Here is a 22769-nt window from a genome sequence, read left to right as displayed (position 1 = left end):
CAATGGATAATACAGATTTGGTCACAGTCATCTGCATCGCTTTCAATCACGAAGAGTGGATTGAAGAGACCCTCGAAAGTGTCAGGTCCCAGGATTATTATGCCAAGGAACTGATCATTGTGGATAATGGAAGTACTGACAAAACGGCCGAAAAAATAAGAAATTGGGTCAATGAATCCTCAGGCCTTTTGTCTGTGGTCCCAGTCTTTTATGAGGAAATGCAACCTTATTGTCAATTGTTTAACCAGATTCTTGCTGAGGCCAAAGGGCATTATGTGATTGATTTATCCGGAGATGATGTCCTTTATCCGGATCATCTTTCCCACTCCCTAGAAGTATTGAAAATGGCTCCGTTTGCTGCGTTTGTATTTTCAGATGCCTATATTATGGATCAGATGGGAGAAGTCAGGACGTTTTACAAAAGAAATAATGCTGGACAACTAATAGAAGAAATAGAACTAAGTAATATTTATGAAACGCTGATTCGGCGTAATTTTATTTGTTCGCCCACTTTAGTTTTTAATAAGGCAATACTTATAAAAGAGGGAGGATATGATGAATCCTTATATTATGAAGATTTTGATATTCAGGTTAGGCTGTCCAGAAATCACCCGGTAGTATTTTCCGATCACATCGGTGTGCTCAAACGGAAACATAGCAGGTCTATGTCAGCCTTACAATACCAAGTCTATCAATCCAAAATGCTCCCCAGTACGGTAAAGGTTTGTTCCAAAATCCGGGGGATGAACATTTATCCTGAAGAAAATAAAGCTCTTAAAAAGAGAATTCTCTATGAATTAAAGCATGCGCTCTGGTCGGCGAATTTTGGACCTGCCAGAGAATTGGTAGTCCTTGGAGAAGAAATAGGAATGAAGGGCTTGAAATTTTGGATTTATAAACTTTGGGCTAAAAAAGGCTGGGATCTATCCTGGATGTATTTGAAATTGACTTGATTACCCTACCACTACTTCTATAAAAGGCGGATTGTTATAGTGTTTTTTGCCGATTTCAAGTATATCCTTCGCTTTAAATTCCCGCAGGAATTCGAGTTTTTTCACATAAAAATCAAAATCCAAACCCGAATGATGGACAGCTCTGAATCGGTCGATCAAGTCAAATGACGAACTGAATCTTCCAATCATTTGTCCAATCATGTAATTTCTGACTACTTCAAGCTCTTCATTGGAGATGAGAACATTGGCAAGACAGTCGATTTCTTTATAAATCTCAGCTATTACTTCTTCCTTATGCGCTTTTTTTACATCAGCTCCAATTACCCAATAAGTCCTATCACCGATCTCAGACAGTGAGGAATTGATTCCGTAGGTATGTCCTTTATCTTCCCGGATATTTTTGATAAGACGGGATCCAAAATACCCTCCCAGAATTGTATTAAATACGGAAAGGGCAAGGAAATCAGGATGTGATTTGGGGATTGACCAATTTCCAAGCCGAATACTACTTTGCAAAGCTTGGGGTCGATCTTCAAGAATCTTCGGAGTCATCAAACTATCGGGCAGGGTATTAGGAGTATTTCCATTTCTCAGGGGAATTTCATTCAAAACGATTAGTGTTTCCTCCAGTTCAGCTTCAGTCAGATCGCCACAAAGAAAGAATTCAGCATCTGAGAGTAGGCTGGTTTGATAATAATCGAAAAGATCTTTTTGCTGAATAGTATCCACGTGACCTTCAGTCACCTCCATGCCGTATGGATGATTTGCTCCAAATAATGCCTTTCGAAATAATTGATTTGCCCGGGAGGCTGATTTTTCCCGTTCCATTTTCAGCCCCAGTTTCCGTTGAGATTTCCTTTTTTCCAAACTTTCCATCGGAAATGTAGCTTGCTCAAAGAGTGAGCTAAATACGGGTAAAACGTCAAATAAGTGCTTTTTGGTAGTAACCAAACTCATGCCCTCATGGGTATAGGTAGCTAGTGGATGGACTTCTGAGGCGTGGAAATCAAAGAATTCGGAGAGTTGTGATTCCGATAACTTTCGTGTCCCTTCGGTGAGCATTTGAAGGGTCACAGAGGGAATGAGTGATTTTTCAAGTGGTAAACTGAGCCGCTGACTTTTACCAATCACTTCGAGTTTTACAGCGCTGTGATTAGGGGTGTGGACAAAAAACAAGGATCTGCCGTCAGCGAGTTTTTTGACACTCGGGGCAGTCAATTCAAAGCCAGCCGGAATGATGTATTCAGGTGCTTTTGATCTGTCTAGAAGCATTAATTACTGTTAATCGTGTAGAGAAGTGAAAATCTCAGGGTTTCTGCCAAAGGGTGATTTTGAACTTGTGGAACTAGGTAGGAAAAGTCAAATCCAACTTTTTTGAGGTCAAATCCCAGACCCATTGTAAAATATCTACGACCACCTTTGCTTGGGTTTTCATAAAAATAGCCTGTACGAAAGGCGAATTTTTCCGCGTATTGATATTCAACACCAAATGAAATGGTAAATTCTCTCAATTCTTCCGCAAATCCGTCCGGAGCGTCAGAATATGAACCGAACATTCCCGAAATCAATGGTCTATTTGGGTCTTTTCCATTCCCAGGTTCAATGATCAGGTTTCCGTTTTCATCGGTTGCCAAGGTTCCGTCTTCATTGGTTTTGTAAAGTGGAGGCGTAGGAACCATTAATTTATTGAAATCCAAGGCGAAAGTTAGCGAATTTAGTTCGTTCAGATTGATGGAGTAGGCTGTACCAATTCGAAAATTTGTTGGAATATAATCCAGGTCTTCGGCACTGTTGTAGGTGATTTTTGGACCGATGTTGGTGATTGCCATACCCCACGACCAAGAACCATCTCTGGTGCCTATGAAGATGGGTTTCTGGTAATATAGTCCGATATCGGCACCCACGCTGACTCCTGCCCTTGCTTCAGAACCTCCCGCAGAGGAAATATTACCTGATAGATTCGAATGAATAAATCGTGCAGAAATACCCAACCCCAGATTTTGAGAAAGCTTTCTCGAATAAGTCCCTCCAATTGCTATATCCCGGGGATTAAATTCACCCAATGGGTTTCCAAACTGATCCGTCAATTGAATGTCGCCCATATTGAAATACCTCAAATCAAAGGAAAAGGCTGAATTTTCGTCTATTTTCTTAAATCCAGTCAGATAGCTCAAGGACATGTCGTTCACTAATCTGCCAAGCCAGGGAGAATAAGAAAGTGAAAAACCTAAATCATCCTTAATAAATGCCAGTTTACCGGAATTCCAGTGAGCGGAATTGGCATCCGGTGAAGTAGCTACGCCGACATCTCCCATTCCTGAATGCCGTGAATCAGGTGCAAAATTCAAGAAAGGAACAGCCGTAGTGATGACTCGTCTGTTGGGATCCTGACCGGAAATAATTACACTGTTTTGTGCATAAGAGGAAAAACCACCAATGGTGAAGACAATTAAAAATATGCTTTTCCAGCTTCTTACGTCCTTTTTATTCATCGAATTACTATTTTTCCACTTACCGAATCCATAGTTAAGTCTGATTCTGAGTAAAGCTCTAATTTGTAAATATAAGTTCCTTTTGCTGGATATTTCGTTTGGTTTTGCAAAAATATCCATGACAAATCACGGATATTTTCTTCCGCCTGTAGCAAACGAAAAGACTCTGAAAATAGTATTTGACCTGCTATTGAATAAACTTCAATTAGCAAGTTTAGGTTTTCTCCCGGTCGATTATGTTTGATTTCAAAATTACTTTCTGTAGTTGCCGGGTTTGGAAAAACCTTATGCCTGATGATTTGAATGGAATTGCTACCCCTGATTTCCACTGTTATTGTTGAAGTACTTTGATTCCCTACATTATCCCAAGCAATAATGGTCAGCGTGTTTTGACCTTCCTCCAGCCCGGTAACAACAATTTTAAAGGTTCCTGAACGAAAGCTGTTGTTTTTAGCAAGAAACGCCTCATTCAAAACGATGGGAGATTGATTATTCACTTGAATTGTCAAGTCTTGTCCACCGATGAATCCGGACACGTTTATCCCATTTTCATCAAAAAGATCTGCTTCAATTTCGAGTGCGGGAGAAGAAAAAATAAATGGCCCTGAATTCTGACCGTTTAGTTTGGCATTGATTTCAGGCCCGATATTGTCTTGAGGCTTGGCGGATTCTTCCCCACCGATGATGGGTTTGATGCTTCCCATTGCCTGCAACCCAGATTGGGTGTCCCATGCTCTAATTCTGAGGTTCCCTCTGCCAAATTCAGGATTGATGCCTTCAGGTATAAAAAAACTTGCTTCAAGAATTCCTGATTCCACTGTGCCTTGTCCCTTGAAGATCAAAACCGCTTCTTCTTCAAACTGAAATGGGTTGCTCTCATCCCCCAATGTTTCCAGTTTCACAGGCTTATCGCGGATTTCAAGTTGGAAGTCGCCATTGAATCCAGCCTGAAAAGCCTGGGTCAGGGGATCGATGATTTCAGCTGTCAATCGTACTTCCTGGAAAGCCTTTAACGTATCTGCCTGAATCTCTTTCCTAACGTCTTCGATGGATGAAATTTTGACTTCAAGTTCAGGGAGGGCAAGTTTTAGGCTTGGATCTCCCAAAAGCGAAAAGTTTCTATTTAGCGATCCATTCAGACTTCGGTTTTTGGTGTCCTTAAAAATCGCTCCGAGAGATTGAAATTGTCCTTCTTTTTTTTGGAATACCGCTTCAATAAAGGCTTCATTCAGCGCGAAATTCACACTGCTGAAGACCGGTCTTCCAGTGGTAAGCAAGGCCACAGCACCCTTGTTAATAGCAAAAAGTAATTCCTCCGCAGCAGATCTAATAAATGGGCTATCGTGCCTGCCAAATTCGCAAGTAGCTGTCACCCAAAGTGCCAAATCTTTTTGTTTGCCCCAATCAGCCAGATCCGAGACCTTGAAAATTTCCTCGGCCGTCAGGGTTGTTTCATTTCCGTGACCGATGTAGTTGAGGATCAAAGTGCCTTCGTCTACTGTGCTTTTTAAGGCATCCTTAGCTTGAGGGGAGCGTTGCGTTGTTCCCGAGCTTTCCTGTTCAAATCTATCCAGGTAAAGTTTCTTCAAATGAAATTCCGGATGATTCTCAGTCAAATAGGAAGCATGCGCTTCAGCATCCCTTGCATGGATATTATTGTCAGCATCGTCTGCCAGCAATGTAACTGCAGCGGATTTTGGTGAACGGATTGGATTAGTCTCGTAGCGGATAATTTTTTCTACCATTTCATTGGCTTCCGCAAAATTGATAGCGGGAAGCCTTCCTACACCGATTTGGAGCAGTTCGTCTCCCTCGCGTGATTCTTCCCAAAAACCCTGATTCCAGTCAATCAACCCAAAATAATCGTCTGAACTGAAAGTGGTGAGTGGGTTGAGACTTTCCCGACTGCTGTAAATCGGAACGAGATTGGGTCTTCCGCCGAGTTTTGCTTTGTAGTCGAAGGTTCCTTTGCCGAGGATCAAGACATTCTTTAGGGTTTTACCGGATTGATAGGTATAGGCTATATAATTTCGGATAGCGGTAAGGTCCGGATTGCCATAGCCAAAAGATTGATAGATTTCATCCAAATTAGCTACGGCAGTTTTCACACCCATGGATTGTTTGTGATTGCTAAGTTTGGTGGCTGATGAACGCAAGAGCGACGGGGTGATGATCAAAAGTTCAGGAGAGGCCTCAGGCTCCCGCAAATTCATATTAATAGCCTTGAATTCCTTGATTTCAGTCGTTCTCTCCGGAGAAAAAAGAGCCCATTTTTTACCCAGTGCATTTGATCCGAACGAGGTATCAAAGGCCAAAGGATTAAAGAAATCACTGACTTCCCAGACGTATAGTCCTGAGGGAAAAGACAGAACACCGCGCGTCTTCCCCTCGACTATCCCTTCTCTGAGATTCGGGTTGGAATAGGGAACACCTACAACAAAATAATCTAAAAATCCAGCTGACTCGGTTCCGGTTCCCTGAAATGTAAAACGAACTTGCGGCAGCGAATTGGATGATGGGTTAAATTCAAAGTCAAAATATGCTTCTCGTCCCTTGATTCCATAAGTCGAGTTAGGGATCGAACTGAAAGGAATTTCTTCCAGTAGGTCATTTCCTGAAAGTACGCTCATCGTAGAGGCAGAAGATGATTGGGCCATTAATTTGCCATGAAAAATCCACGGGGTAAAAGTCTCTGAATTCAGCCTCAAATTGATGTTTAGGCTTTGTCCCTGTCGGATTGGAGCTGAAAACCAATTTCTCCCTGAGTTGAGTATATTGGTTTTTTCTTCTTTATAGGCCGTAAGTTGATACCAAATCTGATCGGGATCGGTAGGTATTGTACTTGCTTGTAATTTTAAAATACGTCTTGGATTTTGATTTTTTCCAACCAGAAAATTTAAGGAATCTGTAAATAAATGATGTGAATATTGAATTCCATTTTCTGAAAAAGTGATGTTATTTGGGCCTGAGAGAAAAAAATATAAGCTTCCCTCGATCTCCTGTGCTGGGATTTCCTGTAATTCAAGCTGTTCCGAATCAAGTTTTTGAGGAAGCATTCCCGGATAGCCGAAAATGCTGATTTCTGAAAGTGTGCTAAAACCCAGTTTCTTAGCTTCTTCGTTTGTGATTTTATACACACCCTGAGCTTGAATTTTGAATTGAAAAAAGTCCGACTGTGAGAAAGTGCGCTCAGCACAAAGACTCAAGAAAAGGCTTAAAACCCAAACTGTAACTTTCCTCCTCATTCACTTCCAATTGCGTTTTCGACCACAGATAGTCCAATATACGCCAAAATCACCAGCGGGATGCCTGCAAGCTGGATCCAAGCGAATATGGCAACACCTATGAAAATGAGGAGATAGCGGAAAATGTTTTTTGAAAAGGAGCGACTTTTGAACTTTAAGGCGATGAGGGGTATCTCAGCTACTAATAAAAGTGCTAAAATCCAAGCCAAAATAACCAGGACAATGGGCGAGGAAAGCCAATTTTCGAAGATGCTCCATCGGGCCATAAGGTAAGGTAATGTACTTATAAACAATGCGTTGGATGGAGTGGGTAGTCCAATAAATCGATCACTTTGACGTGTGTCCAGATTGAATTTTGCCAGACGATAGGCGGACAGCATCGGGACAATCAAAGTCCAATACGGGAGAAAAGACTGAGGTTCGGCTTGATTTTTTGCCATCATAAAAAGTATCAAACCTGGTAATACGCCAAAAGAAACTACATCTGCAAGGGAGTCCAATTCTTTACCGATATCGCTTTGGACTTTGAGCAGGCGGGCCACAAAACCGTCAAAGAAGTCAAATCCTGCTGCCAGTAAGACAAAATATGCACCGGACAATATGTTTCCGTCGAGAACCCAAATGATGCCCATTACCCCAAAGAACAAATTGAGTAAGGTGAGAAGATTTGGAATCTGGGTTTTGATTTTCATTGAAATGCTCGTTCTCCTACAAATGGATTGTGGATTTTTTCGAAAGCGATGTTGGTCGCTGGTCCGTGTCCGGGATAAATTATAGTTTGCTCAGGTAGGGTGAAAAGTTGAGTTTTTATTTTCTCCAAAAGTACAGGATGATTGCCTCCGGGAAGATCAGTTCTGCCAATGCTTCCCCTAAAAAGCGTGTCTCCTGCAATGCATTGGTTACTTTTCTCATGGTAAAAGACCACATGACCCGGAGCATGACCCGGTACAAAAAGGATTTTAAAAGATTCCTCCCCGACCCTAAATTCCTGGCCCACTTCCAAGTAGTGATCGGCCTCTGCAGATTCATACCCTTGAAATCCATAGTTGGGGGCATATACTTCCACAGATTTCAATAACGGGATCTCTTTTTCATGAATCCAAAGTGGGATTTTGAATCGGTTTTTTGCCCAAGCGTTGCCAAGAACATGGTCGATGTGGCAGTGTGTATTGAGCAGATTTCGCACTTTCAATTTGTTTGACAGTACAAAATCTTCCAATTCACTTCGCTCCTGGGAGTTATGACATCCCGGATCAATCAAAACTGCCTCTCCCTGATCATCATAGGCCAGGTAGGTGTTTTCCTGAAATGGATTGAAGGTGAATGATTTAATGTGGAGCATTTTAAAACATGACGTGAAGTCAGCAAAGTAAGGAATTATGCCTTTAATTTGGGATATGGAAATTGATTTTTTGATCATCGGACAAGGTATAGCCGGAACAGCAATGGGCTATAGATTAGAGCAGGCCGGACAAAGCTTTTTGATTTTTGATTTACCTGAGTCCAATAAGAGCAGCAGGGTAGCGGCAGGGCTTTACAATCCGGTGACAGGCCGAAAAATGGTCAAATCCTGGATGGCAGAATATCTTTTTCCTAAAATAGAGCCCTTTTACCAAGAAATGGAAAAAATCACAGGAAGGCAGTTTTTGACTAAGGAGAAAATTTATCGGCCTTTTCTTTCCATAGAGGAGCAAAATGAGTGGATGGGACACTCGAGTGATCCTAAAATTGCGCTTTTTATAGACGAAATTTTCACCACAAGTCAATATCCGGAGCTCAGAGATCCTTTCGGAGGGGTTTTGTTGAGGTTGTCCGGTTGGTTAAACATTAAAGATTATCTCGATGGAATGGGGGAGTACTTTGGGGATCGACTCCTGAGAACTGAGTTTGATGAAAATCTACTGGAGAAAACCCCTCAGGGCTGGCGATATGATCAAACAATTAATGCCAAAAGTCTGCTCTATTGCAATGGACTGGGTGCCTTGCAAAGTAGATTTTTCAGTTACTTGCCTTTTGCTCCAGTAAAGGGAGAAATTCTGGAAGTGGAGCAGGCTTTTGATCCCGATTTTATCGTAAATAGGGGAGTATTTAGAGTTAAGCTGGAAAAAGGGGTCTATCGGGTTGGGTCGACGTATACTTGGCATGATTTGGGTTCAGGACCTACAGAAAGCGCAAAAAATGAGATTTTGAGCAAGCTTCTTGAGGTAGTCCGAGTGCCCGTCACCGCAGTAAAAAGTCATAAAGTTGGGATTCGACCGGCGACCAAAGACCGAAAACCATTTCTCGGCAAACATCCTAAAGAAGATAGCGTTTACATGTTTAATGGTTTTGGAGCAAAGGGTGTCTCCTTGGTTCCTTACTTTAGTAAAATAATGACAGAATATCTGATAAAATCTCAGCCAATTTTGCCTGAGGTGGATATAGCTCGGTATTTTAAGTATATTTAAAATCAATCAATCTTGATTCGAATGCGACACCTAGTCTTTCGACTTTTGATCTTAGTCTTATTCTTCGGAAGCTCCACCATAAGTTTGGCCCAGTTTGATCAGGAGCGATTTGGTAAAAATCGTGTCCAGCACAAAGAGCTGGAATGGTACTTTTATTCCTCCAATAATTTTGAGGTTTATTATTATGATCGAGGTGGCGCAAATGCAAAAATGGCCATCGAATACCTTGAGTCGGAGTTTGACAAGCTCACTCAGATGATTGGTTATGTCGCATATACCAAACCCAGACTTTACATTTATAATTCTCCGGAGGAAGGACTGCAGAGTAATCTCAACCTTAACAGTCAAAAGTACACTGAAGACGGACAGACTAAGTTCACAAGACTTATAGCTGAGGTTTCATACCGAGGTAGGGTTGACCAGTTTAAAGAAGATGTCATCTACGCCGTCTCCAAAGTAATCATCCGGGAGATGCTCTATGGTGCATCTGTGGCCGATGCTTTCCAGGCAAACCTGGTCAATGATTTTCCTGCCTGGTACATCGATGGTGCGGCGCTTTACCTTGGTAAAGGTTGGAGTCGGGAAATGGATGATTTCATCCGACACTATCTAAAAGAGAACAAGAATCCGAAAATTCTGAATTTAACCGGCATTGAGGCCGGGCTTGTAGGACAGTCCATTTGGAATTATATCGCTGAAAGGTATGGAAGGAGATATGTGTCGAGCATTTTAAATCTTTCCAGAATCAACAGAAATGAGGAAAATAGCATAGCAAATACGATAGGAGTAAATTCAAAAGTATTTTTTGAAGACTGGAAAAATTACTATCTCAAAGTAAATGAGCCGGTTTATTCTTCATTCAAGAATGTCTCGCCTGAATCGGCCATTTCCAAGACATCTTCAAGAGTAGACGGTGCCATCAGTGATATTAAATTTAGCCCGGACGGACTTCTACTTGGCTATGTCCTCAATAATGCAGGAAGGTACAAAGTCATCGTGCGAGACCTTTCCACCGGTTCGGAACAAACTGTTTTTCAGGGAGGAGCGAGCTATGACGAACTCAGTCCAAACCTACATACTCCGTTAATTGCGTGGCGAGATTCTGCTAATTTGGCCATAGCTTCATTCAAAAAGGGGTTCACCACACTGCGGCTTCGGTCGATAGACGGGACCACTCAGGATAAAATATTCCTGAGAAACATAACCCAAATATTGAGCATTGATTTCAATGAGTCAGGCAGGAACATGGTCCTTTCGGCAATTTCTAATGGCAAAACGGATATCTATACGCTAAACGTCAGAGGTCAGGGAAAGCGGTTGACCAATGATATTTTTGACGACTTGACACCTACTTTTCTCAATGATTCGGTAATCGTCTATTCTTCTAATTTCGTCGAATTACCTGATTCGGTTCTGACTTCCACACCGGATATCAATGTGTTGCCTTCGCAATACAATCTGTTCAAGGTTGAGGTATTGAAGGATACCACCATCGTCACCAAACTGACCAATTCCAACAGTAAGAATATTCAGCCTCGCAGGGTAAACAGTAACACAGTACTATATCTGAGTGATCTAAGCGGAATCACTAACCTCATGCGCTATTCTATTGGAAATCAGGTGTCCAATCAAATTTCAGCTTTCGATAAAAGTATTGAGGTTTTTGATGTGACCAGTAGAATGAATAAAATCGCCTATGCACTCCGCAGCGGTAAAGAATCACACCTCTATGTGGAAGGATACAGTGGGATAGATCAGTTTACACCCAGTACGCCAAGGGTTCAACTGGCACAAGCTAAAGATCTGAATGAACGACTGGCTGCCAGGAGACTTCTCGAACAAAAAACAAACGCGGCAGTGCCCGCTCCAGCGAGGCCAACCGTCGTACCTGAAGAGCAAATTGTCCTTGATACAGTAATATCCCGTACTACAACTTCTTCAATTAACTTGGATCGACTGAGATTTGAATCCAGGAAAGGAATAAATACTGACAACTATACATTCGATACTATTCCACAAGTAGTAAGTCCAACCCAGACTACAGATAAACCTGACTTCAATCGAACAAACCTTTTGGAGGCGTTTAGGAGACAATCCTTGCAAAAGCGTGTTTCAGGTCCCAGGAGAATGGAACCTCAATTTTTCACCAACATCATCAATACCAGATTTGTGGTGGATCCGCTGAGGGGATTCGGAATTAATCTCAACGGGAAAATGACTGACATTCTAGATAACCACGTGTTCACAGGGGGGATAATGACCGCTATGGATTTTAATTCCGGAGGCGATATTTGGTTTGAATATGAGTATTTGAAGAGTAGGCTGGACTTCAGGGGAAGATTTGATCGGCGCACAATTCGAGTTGAAGAAAACGATTTTATCACAAATCAAAAGTACGTGTTGACTCAGGTTGAAGCCGGAGTATCCTATCCATTGAATATCAATTCAAGAATTTATGCTGCTCCTTTTATAGCGAAATCCCAATATTTCAACCTTAATTCTGATTCTCTGATTCTCGGCCAAGTGCCTGAGGAAAACCGGTTTGATGTGAATTATGTGGGAGGAAAGGTAGAATTCGTTTACGATAGAAGTGAACCGATGGGACTTTATTCTTTCACTGGCCTCAAAGGAAAAGTTGGATTTCAACATTATCAGGGATTAAACCATCAAAATCGCTCCTTTAGTAATTTTTATTTGGACTTGAGGAATTATCAAAAAATCCATAAAAATATCACTTTAGCTTCCAAACTCTATGTGGGGTCCTTTATGGGGAATAATCCTCAAAATTACCTAGTAGGAGGTATGGACAATTGGCTTTTTAATGAGTTTTACAATCCACCGACCAACAGACCCGAGCCATCTCCTGTTCGCAACCCCTCGGGAAGTGAAAACTCCAATATTCTATTTGCAGACTTTGTGGATTTGAGGGGCTATGACTATGACGAGATTAGAGGGAGAAATGTAATTACATTTACCACTGAATTGAGAATTCCGTTGTTTTCTTACCTGACGAGAGGAAATATCACCTCAAACTTTGTCAGAAATTTCCAACTGGTAGGTTTTTATGATATTGGCTCTGCTTGGGATGATTTTGCACCTTGGGAACGAGTGAACGATCAAAATACTGAAGTGATCAATACCGAGGGGTCGCCGTTTGTAATTGTCCTCAACAACTTCAACAACCCCTGGCTGCAAAGTTACGGAGCCGGATTAAGGACTGTCCTTCTTAATTATTACGTTAAATTTGATGTTGCCCGTCCCATTCGAAATTATGAGACAGAAGACCTGCGATTTTACTTTACTTTGGGCTATAATTTCTAATACTAATATATGATCAAATCAATGACCGGCTTTGGTGTAGCCGGATTTGAGGATGAGCAGATGATGATCCAGGTAGAGGTTCGATCGCTCAACTCAAAATTTTTGGACCTATCCATTCGTAGTCCAAGACAATTCTCTGACAAAGAACATGAAATACGAACCTTAGTTCAATCCATTTTGGATCGGGGCAAGGTCAATGTTTCCATAGAGTTTGTACCAAAAGGTAGCCAAAATCTACCTGTAACCATCAATCAGGCCCTTTTCAAGACGTATTTCGAAGAGTATAGAAACTTGGCGGAAATGGTAGGTGAAAAACCAACCGATCTGTTCAAACTTGCCCTGCAGTCGCCCAATGTTATCAACTCGATTCCAATGGAACGGGAAGAAACTGAAGATTGGAACCAAACAAAACTTGTATTGGAGCAGGCATTGAAAATGTGTGATGGCTTCAGAAAAGATGAGGGCGCCTCCCTGTATTCCAAACTTGAAGAAAATGTATTTGTGATTCGATCTGCTTTCGAGCGGGTGAAGCAGGAGGAACCCATTCGTAAAGAGCGAATAAAACAGCGAATCCGGAATCATTTCGATCAATGGATGGATGAGAATTCTTTTGACGCCAATCGGTTTGAACAGGAACTGATCTATTATTTCGAAAAACTTGATATTACAGAGGAGTTGGTTCGCCTGGAAACTCATTTGGATTACTTTTTAAAATCGCTAAAAGAGGAAAACAGCCAAGGGAAAAAACTGGGATTTATCAGTCAGGAAATAGGTAGAGAAATCAATACGATCGGTTCCAAGGCCAATGATGCTGAAATTCAAAAACACGTCATACTGATGAAAGATGAGCTCGAAAAGATCAAGGAACAATCGCTTAATGTCTTGTAGCCAATTCTGAAGGGTATTGTGATAGGTTTGATAATTTCCACCAAAAAAAGCCTGCATGACTTCATGCAGGCCTTTTGATTCTAAGGAGTTGGTCTAGTTAAGTTTGAATTTTATGGGAATTGTCATTCTTGATCTTACAGGTCTAGCGTGATGAAGTGCCGCTTTCCATTTAGGTGAGTTCTGAATAACGGTTACTGCCGCCTCATCCAATAATGGATCCACCGACCTTACTACTTCGACATCCTGAATGCTTCCATCCGTATTTATGACAAACCTGAGGAATACCGTTCCCTCGATCCCCATTCGTTGAGGCTGTTTGGGATAAGTCAGATTGTTTCTCAAATAGGCGTACCACGCGTCCATGCCACCTATAAACTGTGCCTGAACTTCCGTAAAGTCCATAATTACCTCTGGTTCATCGATGATAGGAGGACCGTCAAGTTTGATTTCTGGAATAACCTCACTATCGGGGAGGTTTATGTCTATAGTGATTACATCATCAATTTTTATATCATCCTCCATAATCTTGATTTCAGGCGCTACCATGGGAGGTGGTGTCTGAGGCGGAGTCTGGATGGTGAGAGGAATCAGATCATCTTCCCAATGTGTGTTATCGCTGGTAAATTCGAGAAGAGGTTTATCCTCAAAAGCTTTCCATTCGAAAGCCAACAAAACCGCACTGACTGAAAGAATCAATCCAAAATTGAAAATGGGAGCGTACCATCTGCGAAGATCCGATCCGGGGTTCTTTTTTAATTCCATGGCTGTAAGTGTTTTAGTAGAAAAAAATTACAACTATTATCTGGAATTAGCTATTTCAATAACATTTATTAACTATTATAAACGGAATAAAAATAAGGACAAAAAAAAGACCCGATTGCTCGGGTCTATCATTTTAGCTTAGTTTGAATCGAATCGGAAGTCTCATTCGAGTACGAACTGGACGGCCTCTTTGCTTACCAGGTTCCCATTTCGGAGCATTTTGAACTACTTTCACAGCCTCTTCGTCACAACCTCCGCCGATACCTCTCAAGACCTCTACGTCTTGGATCGATCCATCGGTATTGATTACGAATACTACGATAACTGTACCTTCAATACCCATTCTTCGGGCTTGGGTTGGATATTTTAGGTTTTTGTAAAGGTATTGATTCCAACCTTCCATTCCTCCCGGAGGATTTGGTTGAGTTTCTACGACATCAAAGATTTCGTCTGCTTTTTCTTCCACTGGAGCTTCAGCAATGACTACTTCCTTGATTACGGTAGTTTCTTTCACATCCACATCGAAGTTAACATCGATTTTTTCCTCAATTTCTACCTCATCAGGAATCTCTTCGATGATTGGCTGTTCCATTGGTGGCGGTGGTGGCGGTGGCGGTGGCTGTTCTGTGATAGGCACATCAAGCAGCTCTTCGAAATTGTCATTCACTCCCCCGAGGTCTTTAAGACCTGAGTCATCAAATGACTTGTATTCGAAAGCAGCAAGAGTAAGCCCTACAGCTACTGCTAAACCAAGGTTGGTAAACATACCTACCTTATTGTTTATGTCAGCGCTTGGAGACTTTTTTGCTTCCATGGTGTAATTGGTTTATACAGGTTAATCTTTTTAAAATCTGAATAACAAGAGTAAGAATTATTGAAGATTAATCCAAAATGTATTTAATGAACGGCCATTTTAAATATCCCAATAATCCCAGACAAGCTCCCAGACCATTGACAATCATATCTGCTGTATCAAACGATCGATTTGGGATAAATTGTTGCATGGATTCTAAAACTACTCCACATACAATCCCAAAAAGCAAGAAATTCTGCCAAATTTTTGGGTTTTTATAAGACACCTGATCCTTTTTAATTCCCACTCCGCACCATAAATAGGCCTGTAGGAAGAAAGTAACCAAGTGTATCACTTTGTCTTGAAGATTGAATAGATCCACATCAGGCAGCTTATTGCCTGGTGTCAGCATAGCAAAAGACAAAATAGTCAACCAGGAAATTCCAAGGATTAATCTCAACAATACCAGTCCAGAATTATTCGCCTACCAATTCGGAATACTCGGCAGCATCGAGAAGGTCTGCTTGAGAATCATCGGAAATTTTGATTTTGATCATCCAGCCGGATTCGTAGGGAGAGTCATTTACTAATTCTGGGGAAGAATTCAGTTCTTCATTGAATTCGAGTATTTCGCCGGTGATGGGCATAAAAAGATCCGATACAGTCTTTACAGCTTCCACAGACCCAAATACCTCACCAGCTTGGATTGTTTCACCCACGGTTTCTACTTCTACATAGACGATATCCCCCAACTCTTTTTGAGCAAATTCAGTAATGCCAATGATGGCGATATCACCTTCAATTTTTACCCACTCGTGGTCTTTGGTGTACTTAAGTTCTTGTGGAAATTTCATGATTAGATTTTTAGATTTTCAAAATTAAAAGGAATCGGATGAGATTAAAATCTATTGAGACAAATTAAATCTCAGTTGACCTCCAAAGGCCGTTGATGTCCTTCTGAAGGCAGTTGTTACTCTTGGTTCATTGATCGTTCGCTCAAAATAAATCGTCAAATTTAGATTTTGGTTGATCACATAGCCTATGGTAGGTCTGATTTGAATATTCAGATTTCCATTGGTCACGGTGCTGCCTTCTTCGATTTTGCGCTGTACTTGTCTCACGTCCACTACTTTTGAATCGAGTCTCAATTGGAGATCATTTTTGAGGACTTTTTGACCTCCTTGAATTTTAAAAGGAACTTTTACTCCGGCTTTGGTATAGGCTAAGGTCAATCCGAAATCGCTGCTTTTCTGTTCCGTTACTTGAGAGTTCGAGAAATTCAAACCTAAGTTCCGCTCACGATTGTAATTAATTCCGACGTTGAGACGATCTTTCGTCAGCACATCGATTCCTATCAATGGTGCAAACCTCTCGGTCAGAACGACTTGATTTAACACATAGATCGGAATAAACTGTCCGTCCTCATTGGTGATATCGGGTCTTTGAATACTTTGGAGCCGATTGAATAATTCCAAGCCCTGCTGATACTGCAGGGAGTTGGAAAAATTACTCACATCGTAGGTGGAAGAATACCCGTGGGTAAGATTGATGCTGCTGAATTTATCGCTAAGACCTTTTATGCGAGATAAGCCCCGGTAATCTATCCTCCAATTAGGGAGTGGAGTCTTTGGAAAAGGATTGAGATTGATCTCATTCGGGTCTTTGCCGAGGTAGGCAGCCAGGAAGGATGGAATTAATACATCCTGACCATTTATGCCATATTCACCTGATCCAATGGATTCATTGTCCAATCTATTTTTGATGATGGATCGGTAATTTTCAAAGTCTGCAAAAAGAGGAGAGTTGTTTTGTGCATCATCTTTTGCAAATGCAGTCCCGATCATGATTGCTGTGATAGAATAGGACCCCAGCCGGTTGGGACTGATGCTTTGGTATTCTCCCGGATTATCAAATGAGTTGCGAAAGATTTCCTGATAATCTCCAATTTCACGTTTCCTGGCCTCGAGAGTCACTCTGAAATCCTGAATTGGCTCGACGATACCAGTTAGTCTCAGGTTTACTGCCCGGCTTTGTTTAAAGGTCTGAGTCAATTCCGTACTTGGAGCGATATTTCCACTTTCGGCTAGATTGAACCGCACATTTGGATTTTGGCTGCCAAAAAGAAAGGCCCAACCCGGATTGTTCCAGGCTCTATCCATGCCCAAAAGTCCGGTATTTGGCATATAACCCGGGAGGAAAGTGCCGTCAATCACGCCATAATTGAATGTGATTTCCTTGGCCATCATGAGAAATTTCACAAGCTTATTGCTGAAAGGTGTCCCAATCGTGTCTTCCGAAGCTGAAGTTGCCCTCCCCGGGATACTTGGGCGCTTTGGAGCATTCAGTGCAGCAAGTTTCTTATTCTTATTATACAATTTTACCAGATCCAATTTTCCCGTTAAGCTCTGATCGCGGGTGTTTTGAATGATATTTCCCAAGGTGTCTCTTTGGCCAATTGCACCAGTTTGCCAGTTGTAAGAGGTGACGTAACGATAGTCGGTCTGAATCCAATCAGTAGCGGGTAACTTATTCAGCGGAATTGAATAATTCAAGGTGGCGCTGTGATTGTAATTTGTAGTTCTTCCAAAGCGCCAAGCGTTATATTTTACAGAATCGCGCTTTGCCTCCGTGTCAAGATCTCCCTCCGGTTCATCTACGACTGCACTGGCTCTGGACTCAAAATCCACACGCAAGCTTTGGGAAAGATCCCAGTTGACAGCAAACGAGCGATTCATGAAGAACGACTTTTGAAAAAGCGGATCCACACCGCTACTAGTTAATTGGTCATTTCTATACTGAGATCTTAAGAATCTTCTATCCACATCCAATCTTGCCAACAGCAAGGTAGGGGAGAGATTTAGATTAAAATCTTTGATCAATTTCAAAAAGGGGGAAGTCATCCCTTCTGAGTTTTGGAATGGCGCAAATTTTCTTTCTTTTGGTGAAAAACTATAAGTTACATTCCCACGATTGGTTTTGAAATCATAGCTTTGAATTTGAGCATTGGTCTGTGTAACTGAACCTACCGCATAAGAAAATGCAAAATTTGAAAGGTCGTATATACGATTTGGAGCATCAGGATTGCTTTTTAATTTTCGGACATTGTTTAAGCTGATATTTCGTCTTTTCAGCTGATCCTGAGCAATACTTCGATATTCATCTCGCTGAGCATCTGTTTCAAATTTCCCCAGCGCAACCTCGAAAGGCACATCAGGATTGAGTGGATCAAATTCTGGCCGTGCTGTCGTATTTTCTATGGAAAAATACATCGGAATACTGACTCCCAATGCTTCCGGCAGTAGCTTGTTTATTTCAACATTGGTCGAAATATCGTATTGGGTGGTAGCTTGACGTGCTCTTTGGGAAAGCTTCGTTTCCAATCCTCCAAAACCAATCGAGTTGTGGCGCATGGAAGCCGAAACGACCGCAACATCAGCGATTTTAGCATTCAAAAAGGCGTTGGCTGCCCAACCATTGTTTTCATTCTGCCCCGTAACACGAAGTTCATTTGCCCAGAAACAAAACGACTTGGAAGATCCAATTCCAGTCCCTGGATTTCTCGCACCCAGCATCATCCCCTGAACCATGCTAAGTTCCGGCCGACCAACTACTGTAACTTTATATTGACGGATATTTTGTGAAAAAGGAAGATTGAGTGGGGCTTGCGCGTTGTCACGATCCACTTTGACACCTACGATTTCCTGGATGGCAATATCTATTTCATTCTCCAGCGGCCAAACGGCCCGCGCGTCATTGGTACCCAAAGGCGAAATCAACAGAGGGACCTCTATTTCATAGTAATTATCAGTATAATCGGTTCCCAATCTCAGGAAAGCAGTAATTTCTCCATCCTGAGCATCCTCACTGTTCGCATGGAAAAACATTTTAATCCGCTCATATTGGACGAAATCAAATTGTACATTTTTGAAAACAGCACGGGCATCTCTTGGACCTAAATCTTCTACACAGACTCGCAGTGATTGTTCATTCAGCCTTCTTTCTACAGTAGAGGTATTGTCCCTGTCCCGCACGATACCCGGAGGAAGAACGTATGGACTGGATTTATCGCTCCCCTGGGCATTTTGCTCTATATTTACCACGTCGACCACCACATTGGAATTGTCAGGCTCAGGAATTTCAAAGAAGCCTTTGTCAAATAAAGATTCCTGAAAAACGCGCCACTGACTCCCCACCATTCGGAATTCCGCCATTCTCAAGACCACAGGCTGCTCAAAGTCCGTCAGGTAGGTTCGCATCCAGCGGATGGATTTGAAGCCTACAATGTCACCCTCTACCCGATCCGGCTGACGAACGGGGATGCGAAATAGATACCAATTGACTTCCTCGCCTCCTTCATTATGGGTAACCCGATCTACAATGTAGTTTTGCCCTACATTTAATTGTCCAGGTCTCAGGTCAATCTCATATTCGTAGTAATTCTCTAATTCATTGATGGTGTTATCCGTATTCAAATCTTCATTGTCAGGCATATTCCCTCCGGATTCGGTATAGGGGAGGTTAGGATCAGCAGATACAGGTGTGTTGCTTTCCATGCCATTGAATTTCTTGTAGCGCTCCAAGATTTTGATGTCAGCCTGATCAAAGCTTTCATTCAGGTAGTATTGAAAATTATCCGCAGATACATCCTGTTCTATTGCATTTCTGACAGGCTGGGACACATTTAGGCGGTCCAAAAATCTATTCCGAAAAAACTCCGGCTCATTTTCATTTTTTAAGCCGTCCAAGCCTACATCCTGATTCTGCCGCGAGGCCTCTGAATTATCAAAAGCTGGAATCAAAAATTGCTTTCGCGTGATTCGTCCCCATTCATTTTGGCCTGTTTCTGCCGGATCTCCATCTGCCGGAAGGCCATTTTCAAAGGCATGGCTACCGTCTTTCATTATATCCTCGGAGATATCGCCAAGATTCAGAAAAAGCTTACCCCCTGTGGTGTTGTTTTGGTTAAAAACTCCGTCCAGTACCCGTCCATTTTCCCCTGGAAGGAAGGGGTCCATCAGCCAGAATTCAATGTATTCAATATTGGTTCGGTCAAAGTCAACTTCGGTGGTGATCGCTCGGGTTACTCCTCCATAATTCAGTTCGGGATTGGGCAAAAATCCATTGATATCCAGGTTTGGATTGTAGTTATACATTCCCCGCTCACTTGGAAAAAATGCCAATTCAAAGAGCGGTTGCGGGACAACAATCACATCCCGATCCTGATTTTTGAAGATTTCCTGAGGGATTACTCTTCGGACATAGTGGTTTCTTCTGTCTTGAGAACTTAAGTTTGTAGGAACACCCTGGCCACTTTCTCTGTAGAAAATATTATCAATGTTGTACCAGGCAAGCCTTGCCCGTCGATACGCATTGCCTAAGTTATCCTCGGTCTGATTACTCAGGTCAAATTTATTTCCCGGCGTTTTAGGCGTGGAGGCCAGCTTCCAGTTTTGATTGGCCGCAGCACCCAAATAGAAAGGCGTGACTGCCGCCTCAAAATCATCGATATAAGATGCAGCATCCCCATCTACTGTGTTGGATGTACCCGGGATGAGGTGAGCAAATTCCGCGTTGAATTGTACCAGCGACTTTTCCTTGGTGTTGGTGAAAGGAAGTGCATCTGCCAGCTTGGTGAGGAATCTGGATTCGTCATTGAAGTTGACATCCAAACCCCAAAGGCTGTTTCTTAGGGTTTCGTTGCCTGTGGCAATTCGGGTGACGTTTGGCCGTTCGTTGAGGTACATGAATGTACCTCCGATATTAAGTTTTTGGCTGGCCAAATAATCCAATCGGGTACCAATGAGGCTCCGCGTTTGGAAGGATACCAAGTCAGCCTTTTCAAAGCTGACGTTAATTTGTTTTCCGGATTGCAAAATCGCATCATTGATGATTACCAACCGTCCGACATTGTAATCGATGGTAAAATCCACTCCCTCTGTCAATGGAATGTTTCCTGCCTGGACGATTACCGATCCCGGGGCGATATTCAACCCGGGTAGTTGAATTTCGCTTGCCGAACCTGCTGTAAGTCGGCCCTTGATGAAAAATTTATTCAGTCGGGTGACAAGCTCGGCATCTGCCTGGGTAGTGCGATAGAGCGTGTCGTAGACGTATTTTTCCTTTAAAACCAATTCTTCAGGGAGGAAATTTCGTTCAAGATTAGATCCAAAAGGTTCAAGAACCGGAAAGATCAAAAGTCCCCGGTCAGAAATCATGGTAAGCCCCTCTACAAAATCAAAATTTCCATCCGGCGCAGGATCATTTTGAGGATTGAGATTATCCAGTCCAGTGAGTCGGATGAGTGGTTTGTCTTTAACATTAGCCCCCTCGAGCAGTGATGGATTGTCCAATCCAGTCCGGTCATCACGGTAGATCACCTGTAGCTGAAAACCGTCTCTCAAGATCTGACTGGCATTGAGGCTATACACGTTTTTCATCATCAAATCCCAGGTAGGAACTCTGGGATTAATCCGGGCAGGTCTGAGTAGCTTTAAGAAAATGAGTTCGTCCTCTTGACGGGTTTGATAATCTTCGGTCAACTCACCGACTTTATAAATCTGTCCATTGTAAGTGTATTCGAAAGAAACTGCCAGGACTTCGTCGTTTTGTAACCTTCTGAAAAGCGAAAGATAGCCCAGCTGTGGGTTGAAGAAGAATTCGGTTTGGTCGAGTTTTCTTGCTCCGTTGATTTGTTCAAAATCTACGCCTTTTCTGATTCCCAAACCCGACTCCAATGCTCTGGACCCGGTATCAAAAGGTCTGAAAGATGGATTGTTTGCAATATTGGAATAAAGCAAATTGGAATTGTTGCCAGCCGGGGCACCGGGAGTACCCGTGCCGATGGCTGGGTTTGTCGGGTTCAACAATACCCGACTTTCGCCCAAGTCCATGAATGCAGCAAAATTCCGAAGTGTTTCCGTATTGGTAGCCCTGTTCATGATGTACACTTCGATACGGGTTACATTTACTCCGGATAGCACTTGAGGGAGTCCCCTGAGCCAGCGTTCGTAGTTGTCCCGAAAGAAATGGGCAAGGAAAAAGTGTCGATTTTCATCGTATCGGGAAGCTTGAATATCAAAGGATCTTCCCTGACCGTTGGCATCGATCACGAGATTATCTCTTCGTCCGCGCTGGGTAGAAGCTACAGCAGTCACATTCAGTTTTCCAAACCGCATTTGGGTTTTTAGACCAAAAAGATTTTGTGCCCCCTGGATTAGCCGATTTTGAATAGGCATTGATACGTTGCCTATTTCGACAGATTGCAAAATATCCTCATCAAACCCATCGTATTCCAACTTGAGTTGGTTTTGGAAATCGAAGGAATTGTTGGAATCGAAATTGGCAGCAATTTTCATCTTTTCTCCCATGGAGCCATTGACCGCCATTTGAATTTGTTGCTGAAAATTGAATCCTCCGTTCTGCTGTTGACGGATCGGGAGAGTGGGATTGTCTATTCTTCTGAAAATCGCTCCAAAGTCAAGATTGACATACCCCGTCGGGACGATATTGATTTCGCTCCCACCGAAAATCCGGTCAAATGACGGACTTACAGTCAATGGGGGGATCAAGCTTCGCCCCTCAACCGCACTCTCTCCATCCATCCCACGGGCTCTGGACCTCCAGTAGTCCTGTCTAACCCGATATTGTTGAATTTCTGAAAATTGTTCAAAGTCATACTCTTGCTGATTGCCAAAACGTGTGGTGTCGAGCTGATCCACGATGTTGTATCTCAGTGTAGAATCGATCAAAACCTGAACGTCCTGCTGGACTGGAGAAACGGGTAGAAATGGAGATCTTTGCTGGAGAAACGGATTACGAAACGGATATAGCGGGTTCGTCCTCATATTTTGCCAAAGCAAAAATGAAGG

14 protein-coding genes are annotated in these 22769 nt (G+C 42.4%); 4 read left to right on the top strand and 10 right to left on the bottom strand.

Annotated elements, in window-relative coordinates:
* Positions 1-2 precede the first annotated feature (2 nt).
* Entirely contained in the window at positions 3-953 is a 951-nt protein-coding gene (locus C4S61_RS12060) for a glycosyltransferase (RefSeq protein WP_103925052.1), read from the top strand.
* Here C4S61_RS12060 and C4S61_RS12055 read toward each other — a convergent pair whose 3' ends face one another.
* From C4S61_RS12055 to C4S61_RS12035, 5 genes are read right to left on the bottom strand one after another with little or no spacing between them, the layout of a single operon-like run.
* Positions 954-2225, bottom strand: a complete 1272-nt coding sequence (locus C4S61_RS12055; protein ID WP_103925051.1) for a M16 family metallopeptidase — start codon at positions 2223-2225, stop codon at positions 954-956.
* Positions 2225-3445 (bottom strand): type IX secretion system outer membrane channel protein PorV, encoded by a 1221-nt coding sequence (gene porV / locus C4S61_RS12050; protein ID WP_103925050.1) that lies wholly within the window; start codon positions 3443-3445, stop codon positions 2225-2227. Before porV ends, C4S61_RS12055 begins: the two co-directional genes overlap by 1 nt.
* Complete coding sequence (gene porU, locus C4S61_RS12045) at positions 3442-6690, bottom strand: type IX secretion system sortase PorU (RefSeq protein WP_103925049.1); 3249 nt, start codon at positions 6688-6690, stop codon at positions 3442-3444. The genes porV and porU overlap by 4 nt, the downstream gene beginning before the upstream one ends.
* Positions 6687-7382 carry a CDP-diacylglycerol--serine O-phosphatidyltransferase gene (gene pssA, locus C4S61_RS12040; protein WP_103925048.1) on the bottom strand — a complete coding sequence of 232 codons (696 nt, stop codon included), beginning with the start codon at positions 7380-7382 and terminating at the stop codon, positions 6687-6689. Before pssA ends, porU begins: the two co-directional genes overlap by 4 nt.
* Positions 7379-8032 (bottom strand): MBL fold metallo-hydrolase, encoded by a 654-nt coding sequence (locus C4S61_RS12035; RefSeq protein ID WP_103925047.1) that lies wholly within the window; start codon positions 8030-8032, stop codon positions 7379-7381. Before C4S61_RS12035 ends, pssA begins: the two co-directional genes overlap by 4 nt.
* Positions 8033-8069: 37 nt before the next feature.
* Between C4S61_RS12035 and C4S61_RS12030 the strand changes: the two genes are divergently transcribed.
* The 3 genes from C4S61_RS12030 to C4S61_RS12020 are packed head-to-tail and all read left to right on the top strand — an operon-like array spanning position 8070 to position 13346.
* On the top strand, positions 8070-9137 hold the full coding sequence (locus C4S61_RS12030) for an NAD(P)/FAD-dependent oxidoreductase (protein WP_235009947.1): 1068 nt from the start codon (positions 8070-8072) through the stop codon (positions 9135-9137).
* A 21-nt stretch (positions 9138-9158) separates the two neighbouring features.
* Positions 9159-12458, top strand: a complete 3300-nt coding sequence (locus C4S61_RS12025) for a BamA/TamA family outer membrane protein (protein WP_103925046.1) — start codon at positions 9159-9161, stop codon at positions 12456-12458.
* A 9-nt stretch (positions 12459-12467) separates the two neighbouring features.
* Positions 12468-13346 carry a YicC/YloC family endoribonuclease gene (locus tag C4S61_RS12020; RefSeq protein WP_103925045.1) on the top strand — a complete coding sequence of 293 codons (879 nt, stop codon included), beginning with the start codon at positions 12468-12470 and terminating at the stop codon, positions 13344-13346.
* Between the two features lie 93 nt (positions 13347-13439).
* On the opposite strand, the gene C4S61_RS12015 is transcribed toward C4S61_RS12020, so the two are convergent.
* The 5 genes from C4S61_RS12015 to sov all read right to left on the bottom strand — a co-directional run bounded on the left by C4S61_RS12015 (position 13440) and on the right by sov (position 22745).
* Positions 13440-14108 carry an energy transducer TonB gene (locus tag C4S61_RS12015; protein ID WP_103925044.1) on the bottom strand — a complete coding sequence of 223 codons (669 nt, stop codon included), beginning with the start codon at positions 14106-14108 and terminating at the stop codon, positions 13440-13442.
* Between the two features lie 133 nt (positions 14109-14241).
* Positions 14242-14922: an energy transducer TonB gene (locus C4S61_RS12010; protein WP_103925043.1), complete on the bottom strand. Its 681-nt coding sequence runs from the start codon at positions 14920-14922 to the stop codon at positions 14242-14244.
* A 67-nt stretch (positions 14923-14989) separates the two neighbouring features.
* Entirely contained in the window at positions 14990-15361 is a 372-nt protein-coding gene (locus C4S61_RS12005) for a VanZ family protein (RefSeq protein ID WP_146064387.1), read from the bottom strand.
* A gap of 16 nt (positions 15362-15377) precedes the next feature.
* Positions 15378-15755 (bottom strand): glycine cleavage system protein GcvH, encoded by a 378-nt coding sequence (gene gcvH, locus C4S61_RS12000; RefSeq protein WP_103925041.1) that lies wholly within the window; start codon positions 15753-15755, stop codon positions 15378-15380.
* A gap of 51 nt (positions 15756-15806) precedes the next feature.
* A complete protein-coding gene (gene sov / locus C4S61_RS11995) occupies positions 15807-22745 on the bottom strand; it encodes a T9SS outer membrane translocon Sov/SprA (protein ID WP_200820577.1) in 6939 nt (2312 codons plus the stop codon).
* Between the last annotated feature and the right edge of the window lie 24 nt (positions 22746-22769).

The organism is Algoriphagus boritolerans DSM 17298 = JCM 18970, from assembly GCF_900108085.1.
GTDB lineage: Bacteria > Bacteroidota > Bacteroidia > Cytophagales > Cyclobacteriaceae > Algoriphagus > Algoriphagus boritolerans.
The sequence above is the reverse complement of the archived record's forward strand: the minus strand, read 5'-3'. Positions and strand labels throughout refer to the sequence as shown.